The sequence below is a fragment of the Streptococcus sp. 2020WUSS084 genome, from assembly GCF_044427445.1.
Classification (GTDB): Bacteria; Bacillota; Bacilli; order Lactobacillales; family Streptococcaceae; genus Streptococcus; species Streptococcus suis.
Map to the genome: position 1 here is coordinate 1 of NZ_JAOTGC010000020.1, position 11,788 is coordinate 11,788.

The window sequence follows — 11,788 nt, forward strand, 5'->3', positions numbered from 1 at the left end:
CTGACTTTTCCGACTAAAATCTTTTTCAGGATGAAGCACAAACTGGTTTGCGGTGGAAACGATGTCGTTAATACTATCAAGTAAATGAACTTTAATCTGATCTAGCATGACTTTTCCCCTTTTATTTTTAGTGTAACATAAAAAATAACCCACCACAAAATGTGATAGGTTAGTTAACTTAATGACATTGGGCTTTTTGCCCAGCCTCTTTGTTTCCAGTGTTTTTAATGCTACTCATATTCCCTTTCTCCTTGCTGAATAACAGTGATTTTCTTTATGATTAAAATATGGTATAATTTTCCAAATATTAGTTTTTGTGAGAAGAGATTATGACAGAAAAAACAATTGTATTTAAGGTTGGTACGAGTTCTCTGACGCAAGAAAATGGCAGTCTGGACCGTATCAAGATCGCTCGGATTACCAATCAGCTGGCTCAGTTGCACCAGAAGGGCTACCATATTGTGCTGGTGACTTCGGGGTCCATTGCTGCTGGTTTTCGGAGATTGGGATTTGACAAGCGACCGACCAAGATTGCGGAAAAGCAGGCTTCTGCGGCTGTGGGTCAGGGCTTGCTGATTGAGGAATATACGCAAAATCTAATGAAAGACGGCATCGTATCGGCTCAGATTTTGCTGACCCAGGATGATTTTGCGGATGCCAGACGTTATCAGAATGCTTCTCAGGCCATGCAGGTCTTGCTCAAGCAACGAGCTATTCCTATTATCAATGAAAATGATACCATTGCTATTGAGGAGATTAAGGTGGGGGATAACGATACTTTATCTGCCCAGGTGGCTTCTCTCTTGAAAGCAGACCTCTTGGTGCTTTTGACGGATGTGGATGGACTTTACACTGCCAATCCCAACAGTGATCCGACAGCCCAGCACTTGCCTGAAATCAAGGAAATTACGGAAGATTTGTTTGCCATGGCAGCAGGAGCAGGCTCGTCTAACGGAACGGGTGGCATGACCACCAAATTGCAGGCGGCCCAGATTGCGACCAAGTCAGGCGTACCTGTCTTTATCTGCTCTTCAAAAGAGGATACCGCTCTCTTACAGGCGGTCACCCAGGCCAACCGTGGCACCCTCTTTTTAGCAGATGACCATGCCATGAACCAACGTAAGCAGTGGATGGCCTTCTATGCTCGGACAGACGCGGCGGTTGAAGTGGATGCAGGAGCAGTTGATGCTATGTTGCACCAGGGACGCAGTTTGTTAGCTACTGGTGTCAAAGCCCTCGAAGGTGACTTTGAAGTGGGGCAGGTCGTAGAGGTTTATAGTCAAGCAGACCATCGTTTGATTGGTAAAGGGCGGGTCAAACTGTCCTCCAAGGACTTGCAGGACCAGTTGGCAAATGGCAGAGCGGAGGGCGTGTTGATTCACCGCAACGATTGGGTGAGCTTATAGTCGTTCAGTTTATCTTGATTATGTTGACGAACGAGCAAACTGAAAGACTAAATAGGAGAAATTTATGACAACAACTCAAGCATTATTAGATAGTTTATTGACCCACAAGGCCTCTATCAACCTTGCAACAACAGAACAGAAAAATCAGGCCTTGTCAGCTATGGCAGACCAGTTGGTTGCTCAGACGGAGGCAATTTTAGCCGGCAATGCCATTGATATGGAAAATGCCCAAGGCAAGATTAGCCAGGTTATGCAGGATAGATTGCTCCTGACTGCTGAACGGATTGAAGCCATGGCAGATGGCATTCGTGCCTTGATTGACTTGCCAGATCCTGTCGGACTAGTATTGGAAGAATCCACTCGGGCAGACGGCTTGAACATTCGCAAGAAGTCCATTCCCTTTGGCTTGGTGGGAATGATTTACGAAAGCCGTCCAAATGTGACCTCGGATGCCGCTGCTTTGGCAATCAAGAGCGGAAACGCAGTCATTTTGCGTGGAGGCAAGGAAGCCTTTCATTCGGCTCAGGCCATTGTCACAGCCCTCAAGGCTGGTTTGGAACAGGCTGGTCTTTCTCCAAAGGTCATTGAGTTGGTTCAAGACACCAGCCGTGCCTCTGCGACGGAGTTGATGACTGCAAAAGGCAAGATTGACCTCTTGGTGCCACGTGGCGGTGCAGGTTTGATTCAAGCCGTCGTTGAAAATGCGACTGTGCCAGTTATCGAAACAGGCACAGGCATCTGCCATGTCTATGTGGACAAGGATGCGGATTTGGATAAGGCCCTTCAGATTGTGGTCAACGCTAAAACCAGTCGTCCCTCAGTCTGCAATGCGGCGGAAATCTTGCTAGTTCACGAAGCTATTGCCAGCCAATTCCTACCTCGCTTGGAAGAAGCTCTTTCTGGTCAGATGGAATTACGTGCTGACAGTCAGGCGCAGGCTATTCTCAACCAAGCCACACCAGCAGGCGACCAAGATTTTGACACGGAATTTTTAGACTATATCATGGCTGTCAAAGTCGTTTCAAACGTAGAAGAGGCTATCAGTCACATCGCTCAACACTCGACAGGGCACAGCGAGGCCATCGTGACGGAAAACAGCCAAACGGCTGAACTTTTCACACTCCATGTGGACTCAGCGGCGGTCTATGTCAATGCCTCGACCCGCTTCACAGACGGTGGCGAGTTCGGTCTGGGCTGCGAGTTGGGCATTTCCACTCAGAAGATGCACGCTCGTGGTCCTATGGGCCTGCGTGAGATGACCACCTACAAGTACATCATCACAGGCGACGGCCACATTCGTTAGGAGGACAAGATGAAGATTGGATTTATCGGACTGGGCAACATGGGAACGGCCCTGGCACAAGCGGTCAGCCAGCAGCCAGATACCCAGCTCCTTCTCAGCAACCACAACCCAGCAAAAGCCCAGGCACTTCAAGAGAAGGTGGGTGGTCAACTTTTGTCTAATGGGGAAATAGCAGAGCAGGCCGAGGTGATTTTCCTTGGGGTCAAACCTCACCTGATTCAGACAGTCTTGTCAGGCTTACAGGATCAGATTAGCCAGAATCCGTCGGCTATCTGGATTTCCATGGCAGCGGGGGTGACCATTGACAGTCTGGCAGAATTTCTGTCGGCAGACAAACTCATCCGTATCATGCCCAATACACCTGTCGCTATCGGCCAGGGCATGACGACCTATAGCTTGGTCAATCCAGAGCTCACTCCGCTATTGGAACAAATCCTAGAAAAATCAGGCAAGGTCCAGCAGTTGTCAGAGAGCCTGATCGACGCAGCAACGGCTATCGCAGGCTGCGGTCCAGCCTTCGTCTATCAGATGATTGAGGCCCTGACCGATGCCGGTGTGCAGAACGGGCTGACGGCTCAAGATGCCAAGGTTTTGGCGGCTCAAACCTTGGCTGGAACTGCTCAGATAGTCTTGAATAGCGACAAGCACCCAGCCCAGCTGAGACAGGAAGTGACCTCGCCAGGCGGCTCGACTATTGCAGGCGTGGTAGCTCTTGAAAAAGAAGGTTTCCGTTACGCCATTATTAAGGCAGTCGCCGCCGCCCTCAAAAAGACTAGAAAATTAGGCCAAAAATAGAAGACAGCAAAAAACGGGACTTTTAATCCAATGTCATTAAGTTAGCTAACCTATCACGTTTTGTGGTAGGTTAGTTTTTTATGTTACACTAGAAATAAAAGGGGAAAAGTCATGCTAGATCAGATTAAAGTTCATTTACTTGATAGTATTAACGACATCGTTTCCACCGCAAACCAGTTTGTGCTTCATCCTGAAAAAGATTTTAGTCGGAAAAGTCAGCTAACGATGAAAACCATGATTCAAGCTATACTGACCATGGGAGGCAATACCTTATCTAAAGAGCTACTTGATTTAGAGTTGCCAGTCACTCAATCTGCCTTTGTCCAACGACGATATCGGATCAAACATCAAGCTTTTAAAACCCTGTTTGCCAATATTACTTCTAAAATTCCAACTTCTAAAGATCTCCCTATCCTAGCTGTTGATGGTAGTGATGTGGTTCTACCAAGAAATCGTTCTGATAAAACGACCTCTTTTCAAACTGGACCACACCACACTCCTTACAATCTCATTCATATCAATGCTCTCTACAATCTTGAACAAGAGATTTATCACGATTTACGGATTCAGGATAATCGGGAGTTTGATGAGCGTGCGGCTTTTATTGATATGATGGAGAGCTGTCCCTTTCGAGCAAGCTCTAGTTATTATGGACAGAGGGTATGAGTCCTACAATGTCATGGCTCACTGCCAAGAAAGAAATTGGTCCTATATTATTCGTATTCGTGACGGGAATCATTCTATGAAGTCAGGATTTAATCTCCCTGACACCTCTTGTTTTGATGAGGTATTTGACCTAAACATCTGTCGCAAACAAACCAATGAGATGAAACACCTGTATCGGTACTTCCCTAATCAGTATCATTTTTTACCTCATAATGCTTCCTTTAACTTTTTACCAAACTCTAGCCGAAAATGTGAGCCAATCAGTTTTTATGACCTTCATTTCCGAATGGTGCGTCTAGAAATCAAGCCAGGTTTCTTTGAAACTTTGGTGACAAATACCGATTATTCTCCGGAAAAATTAAAAGATCTCTATGCTTACAGATGGGGCATAGAGACCAGTTTTCGTGACCTAAAATATAGTATCGGTCTGACTCATTTTCATGCGAAAAAGAAGGAAGGGATTCTCCAAGAAATCTACGCTCGCTTTATCAACTTTAATGTTTGTAAATGGCTAACCTCACACGTTACCATTAAAACATCAAAGTTAAAACAGACTTATAAAATTTGTTTTTCAGACGCTGTTTATGCCTGTCGAAAATTTCTTAGAGCTGAACTCACTTCCTTCCAATTGGAAACCTACATTGCCAAACATTTATCCATCATCCGACCCAATCGAACCTTCCAAAGAAAGATAAAAAGCAAGGCACCTGTAAGCTTCACTTATAGAATATCATAATAGTTAAAAATTTGGGTTAAAAACCTTCCTTTTTGTGCGCCCTAAATACAAAAACTATTCCCGTTTTGTCATGAACTGCTCAGACGAGAATAGTTTCTTTAGCTACTTAAATGCTTAACTTAATGACATTGGACTTTTAATCCCGTTTTGTTTTTTCCTTGATCCATTGACTAACGTTGGACAGGGTTTTGCTTTGCTCTGCCTTGCGTTTTTGTTCGTGGACAAAATCTGCAAAGCTTTGCTTGACGCCGTCCTTTTGAACCTTGTCCTGCAAATCATGCCATTTCTTTTTAAGGTTGCTGGAAGTCCGTTCGTAATAAATCTCTAAAATTTCTTCTTTTGATTTATAATTGCGATAGAAAGCGTTGCGAGAAACTCCCGCTTTACGAACCAATTCAGATACCGAAATTTGCTTGAGCTCCTTTTTCTCTAGGAGAAATAGCAGAGCAGTTTCTATTGATTCCTTAGTCAGTTGATTCGCTTCTTTATTTGATTGATAGAGGTTTTTCAAAGATTGGGGTGAAATTTTACGACCTGCCATAGTTTTCCTTTTCCGAGTGTCACATCTGAAAGAAAATGCTTTCAGATGGGGTAGTTTAATGATATAATTGTAAGTAAATAGAGATTTATTGTCAAATAAAAAAGTAAAATTGGAAATGAGAATATTATGTCAAAATGGAAAATTGTTGCAGATTCGGGCTGCGACTATCGTCAATTAGCTAATCTAGCTCCGGATACTGAATTTATTAGTGTGCCACTTACCATCCAGGTTGGAGAACAAGCATTTGTTGATGATGCGAGCTTGGATATTGATCACATGATGGAGGTGATGGAAGCATCTAAGTCTGCAGCTGGGTCGGCATGTCCAAGTCCGCAGGCTTATCAGGCAGCTTTTGAGGGAGCTGAGAACATTATCGTTGTGACGATTACAGGTGGGCTATCGGGTAGTTTTAATGCGGCACGTGTAGCTAGGGATATGTATATAGAAGAGCATCCGACTGTCAATATCCATTTGATAGATAGTTTGTCAGCTAGTGGGGAAATGGATTTACTTGTAGACGAAATCAATCGATTAATTGGTTCAGGATTAGATTTTCCACAAGTAGTAGAAGCGATAACTCACTATCGGGAACACAGTAAGCTCCTCTTTGTTTTAGCGAAGGTTGATAATCTTGTTAAGAATGGAAGACTGAGCAAATTGGTAGGCACTGTCGTTGGTCTTCTCAATATCCGTATGGTTGGTGAGGCAAGTGCTGAAGGAAAATTAGAGTTGCTTCAAAAGACGCGTGGTCATAAGAAATCTGTGACAGCGGCCTTTGAAGAAATGAAAAAAGCAGGCTATGATGGTGGTCGAATTGTCATGGCCCACCGCAACAATGCCAAGTTTTTCCAACAATTCTCAGAGTTGGTAAAAGCAAGTTTTCCAACGGCTGTTATTGACGAAGTTGCAACATCAGGTCTATGCAGTTTTTATGCTGAAGAAGGCGGACTTTTGATGGGCTATGAAGTGAAAGCGTGATTCACAGAGTAATACTCAATGAAAATCAAAAGTAGCCTAGGAAACGAAGTCGAAGATAGAACTCTGTTACTATCTTATTTCAAGGTAACAGGCTGAAAACCTCCACTGGGGCTTTTCGCTCATCAAGGCTCTTGACAACGGATAATTTTGATTTTCGAAGAGTATAACAATTTTGGGATGTAATTTCCACTATAGAATAATCCCCCTCGTCTTTTAAGTTCGAGGGGGATTATTTGCATGAGGTTATTAGATTTCATTCATTCAAATATCTTACAAGTTGCTCCAGTTTATCTGCAAAATCTTGTTCAAAGAAGATCTGTAAGAAATCAGCTTTCTGTCCACTGAAATAATAACATTTGCCAAACATGTGTTGGATGCTAGGCGAAAGAATCCCCTTGCTTAGCTGAAAGGTCACGCTCCCTTTGGAAATTCGAAACGGGATGTTCAAAGCGTATTTCTCTAAACAATCTTTTATTTTATTCCACTGAGCGTGATAAATATGATGAAGATGCTGTGTGTTCCGTGCAAACATACCGTTATCAATGTAGAGCGATAGAGCTTTTTGCATGATAAGATTGGTATCGTAGTCGATTAGACTCTTATGTTTGATGAAGGTATCACGTAGCTGATTAGGAAGGCTGATTGCACCGATTCGGAGGGCAGGAAAGAGTGTCGGTGTAAAAGATTTTATGTAGATGACACGATTATCTGTATCAAGATAGTGTAAAGGTAGGCTATGACTAGAATCGAAATCTGCTAAATAGTCATCCTCAATGATGTAGACATCGTATTGCTTTGCTAATTTTACGATGGCTGTTTTTGTTGCTATATCATAAGTTGAACCGAGAGGGTTGTGCAAGCGAGGAATTGTGTAGAAAAACTTAATTTTTCCAGTTTGGAAGATACTTTCCAATTCTTCTAGGTCAATTCCATCTAAATCCCGTTCAATTGTTTGATAGGGGATTCCTTGATGTCGAATGAGCTCTATCATTCGTGAATAGGTAGGGTTCTCTATCAAGATTTCCGTTTTTCCAGCCAAGGTTTCCATTTGTGTGAGAATATATAGAGCTTGTTGGCTACCAGCTGTGATAACCAGCTGGTCTTTTTTTGTATAGACATGATAATCCATTAACAGACTTTGAACGGAGGAAATCAATTCCGCTAATCCCTCTTGCTGGTGATAGTAGTTGAATAGGTAATTTTCCCGCCCAATAAGACTTTCGTTTAGACAAATTCGAAAATCTTCATAGGGTAATTCTTGAAAGTCTGCAGGATTGAGCTCTACAGTATGGTCTTGGAAATCTCTATCTTCTAAGATATAATAACCGCTTTTTTCGACAGCGTAGATCTTGTTTTGGTATTTTAATTCCAACATAGCCTTTTGGACAGTGTCTTTGCTACAATGATATTGCTCGCTGAGTTGACGGATAGAAGGTAATTTCTCTCCACGTTTGAATCGGTGTTCCTCTATTCCAGTCAAAATATCTTGGATGATAACTTGATATTTTTTCATCTAGGCCCCCTTTTTTATAGACTATGTTACTAGCTAGTATATAAGAAAAATTGAAGAAAGACAATATATGAATGATGGGGTTGAGGTTCAGGAATTAAGCTACTCTATGGTATAATTAAGTGATGAAAATAATTATACCTAATGCAAAAGAAGTAAATACAACTCTAGAGAATGCCTCGTTTTATCCCCTGTCTGATCGAAGCAAGCAGGTGCTGGATGCCATAAGTCAATTTGATGTAAAAAAGATGGCTGCCTTTTATAAATTGAATGAAGCAAAGGCTGAGTTAGAAGCTGATCGTTGGTATCGAATCAGGACAGGTCAAGCAAAAACCTATCCAGCCTGGCAGTTATATGATGGTCTCATGTATCGTTATATGGATAGGCGAGATATAGATTCGAAAGAAGAAAATTACCTACGTGACCATGTTCGTGTAGCGACAGCCTTATACGGATTGATTCATCCTTTTGAATTCATTTCACCTCACCGCTTAGATTTTCAAGGGAGCTTAAAGATAGGCAATCAGTCTTTGAAACAGTATTGGCGACCGTATTATGACCAAGAAGTTGGTGACGATGAACTGATTCTCTCACTGGCTTCGTCAGAATTTGAGCAGGTGTTTTCTCCACAGATTCAGAAAAGATTAGTTAAAATTCTTTTCATGGAAGAAAAAGCAGGTCAGCTAAAAGTTCACTCGACTATATCAAAAAAAGGTAGAGGAAGATTGCTGTCCTGGTTGGCTAAGAACAATATTCAGGAATTATCGGACATTCAAGATTTTAAGGTGGATGGCTTTGGATATTGTACTGAAAAATCAACAGAGAATCAGCTGACTTTCATACGCTCAGTTAAAATATGAAAAAAAGAACAAGATATGAACAAGATTGAACAAGATAACGTTTTTCATCACTAAATATGGCTATGTGGCTAGTAAAATATTGTTTTTTGTGATACAATAGGTGAGTTATAAGTAAAAGGAAGGTTGTTTATGAAGAAGAGAAGCAGATGGAGGAAATCGCCTAAGCTTAAGTTGGTAAATTTTGCGCTTTGGGGGCTATATGCCATTATTCTATGTCTGTTCTTAGTGACTATGTATCGCTATAACATCCTAGATTTTCGGTATTTGAACTATATTGTAACAATCCTGTTGATAGGGGTTGCAGTATTGACTGGCTTGTTGATGTGGCGTAAGAAAGCACGCATATTTATAGCACTCGTACTTATTTTTTCACTGGTCATCACTTCTGTCGGAATCTATGGAATGCAAGAAGTTGTAAAATTTTCAACACGACTAAATTCAAATTCGACATTTTCAGAATATGAAATGAGCATCCTCGTCCCAGCAAATAGTGAGATTACAGATGTTCGACAGGTCACTAATGTACTTGCTCCGGCTGAATACGATCAAGACAACATCACTGCTTTATTAAATGATATTTCCAAAATGGAGTCTACTCAATTAACTACAAGTCCGACGACCTCTTATCTAACAGCCTACCAAGCTATGCTAAATGGTGAGAGTCAAGCAATGATTTTCAATGGAGTTTTTACCAATATTTTAGAAAATGAGGATCCAGACTTCTCTTCAAAAGTGAGGAAAATATATAGTTTTAAGGTGACTCAGACTGTTGATACAGCTACTAAGCAGGTGAGTGGAGACAGTTTTAATATCTATATTAGTGGCATTGATACATATGGCCCAATTTCGTCTGTTTCGCGTTCAGATGTTAATATTATTATGACTATTAATCGAGCTACACATAAGATTTTATTGACAACTACTCCACGAGATTCTTATGTTGCTATCGCAGATGGTGGGCAAAATCAATACGACAAATTAACTCATGCTGGTATTTATGGTGTCAATGCCTCTGTGCATACCTTGGAAAATCTTTATGGTATCAATATCAGTAATTATATCCGTCTCAACTTTACATCCTTCCTACAGTTGATTGATTTGGTTGGAGGTATCGATGTAGAAAACACCCAAGAGTTTACAAGTTTACATGGAAACTATCATTTTCCAGTTGGTAGGATTCATATGGATGCAGAACAAGCACTTGGTTTCGTGCGTGAACGTTATTCACTCGAAGGCGGAGATAATGATCGAGGTCAAAATCAAGAAAAAGTCATTTCAGCACTTATAAAAAAATTGAGCTCACCAGAGAATTTGCATAATTATCGAGCTATTTTAAATAGTTTAGAAGGCTCTATTCAAACAGACCTAAGTATTAAAACAATTATAGAACTTGTTAATACGCAATTAGAATCCGGCACACAGTTTACCGTGGAGTCACAAGCATTGGCTGGAAGTGGGCGAACAGACTTACCCTCTTATGCCATGCCGGATTCACAACTTTATATGTTAGAAATAAACCAAGAAAGTTTGGAACAAGCAAAAACTGCTATTCAGTCAGTATTGGATGGAAATTAAAAAATAGGAGAAAACATGAATAATCAAGAAATGAATACAATAGAAATTGATATTTTATTCTTACTGAAAACGATTTGGAGAAGGAAAATCGTTATCCTTTTGATGGCACTACTAAGTGCAGGTTTGGCTTTCGCATATAGTAGTTTTTTGGTAACACCGCAATATGATTCGACAACTCGTATTTATGTAGTTGGGCAACATGCTGAAGCTGGTGTAGGAGTGACTAACCAGGATCTTCAGGCAGGAACTTACCTTGTAAAAGATTATAAGGAAATTATTTTATCACAAGATGTACTTTCGCAGGTTGTATCGGAGTTAAATTTAGAAGATAATTTGAAAGAAAAAGTTTCGGTATCGATTCCTGTTGATACTCGTATAGTTTCTATCACTGTGCGTGATTCGAACCCAAATGAGGCAGCTCGCATCGCAAATAGCCTCCGTAGTTTTGCGGCACAAAAAATTATAGAGGTCACAAAAGTGAGCGATGTTACAACACTCGAGGAGGCTGTCCCAGCAGAGGAGCCATCAACTCCTAATACCAAACGCAATATCTTGCTTGGTTTATTAGGCGGCAGTATCTTGGCAACAGGTCTCGTGTTGGTTATGGAAATTTTGGATGACCGTGTAAAACGTCCTCAGGATATCGAAGAGGTAATGGGATTGACATTGCTAGGTGTAGTGCCAGATTCGAAGAAATTGAAATAGGAGAAAAATATGGCGACATTAGAAATTGCACGTACGAAGAAAGAATTAGTAAATAAGACGGAAGAATATTTTAACGCTATCCGTACGAATATTCAACTCAGTGGGGCAGATATTAAAGTGGTTGGCATAACTTCTGTCCAATCAAATGAAGGAAAGAGTACAACTGCAGCTAGTCTTGCTATTGCCTATGCTCGTTCTGGCTACAAGACAGTCTTGGTTGATGCCGATATTCGAAACTCAGTGATGTCAGGTTTCTTTAAGCCAATTACGAAAATTACAGGTTTAACTGATTATTTAGCAGGAACAACCGATTTGTCTCGGGGGTTATGTGAAACAAATATTCCGAATTTAACAGTTATCGAGTCTGGTAAAATATCACCAAACCCAACTGCCCTTTTGCAAAGTAAGAATTTTGAGAACTTATTAGCTACTCTTCGTCGGTATTTTGACTATGTGATTGTAGATTGTCCACCACTAGGGATGGTAATCGATGCGGCAATTATTGCCCAGAAGTGTGATGCAATGGTTTTAGTAGCAGAGGCAGGACATGTTAAACGTTCAGCCGTGAAAAAAGTAAAGGAACAGTTGGAGCAAACTGGAACACCGTTCTTAGGCGTTATCTTGAACAAGTATGATATTGCAACTGAGAAATATGGTGATTATGGAAATTATGGTAACTATGGAAATTACGGTAAAAAAGCTTGATTTTTATT

10 protein-coding genes and 1 pseudogene are annotated in these 11,788 nt (G+C 41.2%); 9 read left to right on the forward strand and 2 right to left on the reverse strand.

Annotated elements, in window-relative coordinates; translation table 11 throughout:
* Window positions 1-329 precede the first annotated feature (329 nt).
* The 4 genes and pseudogenes from proB to ODU50_RS09330 all read left to right on the forward strand — a co-directional run bounded on the left by proB (window position 330) and on the right by ODU50_RS09330 (window position 4,906).
* Complete coding sequence (gene proB, locus ODU50_RS09315; protein ID WP_105153671.1) at window positions 330-1,406, forward strand: glutamate 5-kinase; 1,077 nt, start codon at window positions 330-332, stop codon at window positions 1,404-1,406.
* 64 nt (window positions 1,407-1,470) lie between these two features.
* Window positions 1,471-2,709 carry a glutamate-5-semialdehyde dehydrogenase gene (locus ODU50_RS09320; protein ID WP_398581402.1) on the forward strand — a complete coding sequence of 413 codons (1,239 nt, stop codon included), beginning with the start codon at window positions 1,471-1,473 and terminating at the stop codon, window positions 2,707-2,709.
* A 9-nt stretch (window positions 2,710-2,718) separates the two neighbouring features.
* Window positions 2,719-3,504, forward strand: a complete 786-nt coding sequence (gene proC, locus ODU50_RS09325; RefSeq protein WP_105153669.1) for a pyrroline-5-carboxylate reductase — start codon at window positions 2,719-2,721, stop codon at window positions 3,502-3,504.
* A gap of 111 nt (window positions 3,505-3,615) precedes the next feature.
* Window positions 3,616-4,906: pseudogene (locus ODU50_RS09330) on the forward strand (IS4 family transposase).
* Window positions 4,907-5,042: 136 nt separating this feature from the next.
* Here the strand turns inward: ODU50_RS09330 and ODU50_RS09335 are convergent.
* A complete protein-coding gene (locus ODU50_RS09335) occupies window positions 5,043-5,447 on the reverse strand; it encodes a TetR/AcrR family transcriptional regulator (protein ID WP_014736032.1) in 405 nt (134 codons plus the stop codon).
* A gap of 126 nt (window positions 5,448-5,573) precedes the next feature.
* On the opposite strand from ODU50_RS09335, the gene ODU50_RS09340 reads away from it, so the two are divergent.
* Window positions 5,574-6,425, forward strand: a complete 852-nt coding sequence (locus ODU50_RS09340) for a DegV family protein (protein ID WP_105152859.1) — start codon at window positions 5,574-5,576, stop codon at window positions 6,423-6,425.
* A gap of 253 nt (window positions 6,426-6,678) precedes the next feature.
* On the opposite strand, the gene ODU50_RS09345 is transcribed toward ODU50_RS09340, so the two are convergent.
* Window positions 6,679-7,938 carry a PLP-dependent aminotransferase family protein gene (locus ODU50_RS09345; protein WP_105152860.1) on the reverse strand — a complete coding sequence of 420 codons (1,260 nt, stop codon included), beginning with the start codon at window positions 7,936-7,938 and terminating at the stop codon, window positions 6,679-6,681.
* A gap of 122 nt (window positions 7,939-8,060) precedes the next feature.
* Between ODU50_RS09345 and yaaA the strand changes: the two genes are divergently transcribed.
* From yaaA to ODU50_RS09365, 4 genes are all read left to right on the forward strand, one after another.
* Window positions 8,061-8,795, forward strand: a complete 735-nt coding sequence (gene yaaA / locus ODU50_RS09350) for a peroxide stress protein YaaA (RefSeq protein ID WP_105152861.1) — start codon at window positions 8,061-8,063, stop codon at window positions 8,793-8,795.
* 129 nt (window positions 8,796-8,924) lie between these two features.
* Window positions 8,925-10,370 carry an LCP family protein gene (locus tag ODU50_RS09355; RefSeq protein WP_105152862.1) on the forward strand — a complete coding sequence of 482 codons (1,446 nt, stop codon included), beginning with the start codon at window positions 8,925-8,927 and terminating at the stop codon, window positions 10,368-10,370.
* Between the two features lie 15 nt (window positions 10,371-10,385).
* A complete protein-coding gene (locus ODU50_RS09360) occupies window positions 10,386-11,075 on the forward strand; it encodes a YveK family protein (RefSeq protein WP_398581404.1) in 690 nt (229 codons plus the stop codon).
* Between the two features lie 9 nt (window positions 11,076-11,084).
* Entirely contained in the window at window positions 11,085-11,780 is a 696-nt protein-coding gene (locus tag ODU50_RS09365; RefSeq protein WP_044671567.1) for a tyrosine-protein kinase, read from the forward strand.
* Window positions 11,781-11,788 lie beyond the last annotated feature (8 nt).

Coding starts and splice junctions, on each gene's coding strand:
- yaaA (WP_105152861.1), top strand. CDS start 8,061: ATGAAAATAATTATACCTAATGCAAAAGAAGTAAATACAACTCTAGAG.
- ODU50_RS09355 (WP_105152862.1), top strand. CDS start 8,925: ATGAAGAAGAGAAGCAGATGGAGGAAATCGCCTAAGCTTAAGTTGGTA.
- ODU50_RS09320 (WP_398581402.1), top strand. CDS start 1,471: ATGACAACAACTCAAGCATTATTAGATAGTTTATTGACCCACAAGGCC.
- ODU50_RS09340 (WP_105152859.1), top strand. CDS start 5,574: ATGTCAAAATGGAAAATTGTTGCAGATTCGGGCTGCGACTATCGTCAA.
- ODU50_RS09345 (WP_105152860.1), bottom strand. CDS start 7,938: ATGAAAAAATATCAAGTTATCATCCAAGATATTTTGACTGGAATAGAG.
- ODU50_RS09360 (WP_398581404.1), top strand. CDS start 10,386: ATGAATAATCAAGAAATGAATACAATAGAAATTGATATTTTATTCTTA.
- proC (WP_105153669.1), top strand. CDS start 2,719: ATGAAGATTGGATTTATCGGACTGGGCAACATGGGAACGGCCCTGGCA.
- ODU50_RS09365 (WP_044671567.1), top strand. CDS start 11,085: ATGGCGACATTAGAAATTGCACGTACGAAGAAAGAATTAGTAAATAAG.
- proB (WP_105153671.1), top strand. CDS start 330: ATGACAGAAAAAACAATTGTATTTAAGGTTGGTACGAGTTCTCTGACG.
- ODU50_RS09335 (WP_014736032.1), bottom strand. CDS start 5,447: ATGGCAGGTCGTAAAATTTCACCCCAATCTTTGAAAAACCTCTATCAA.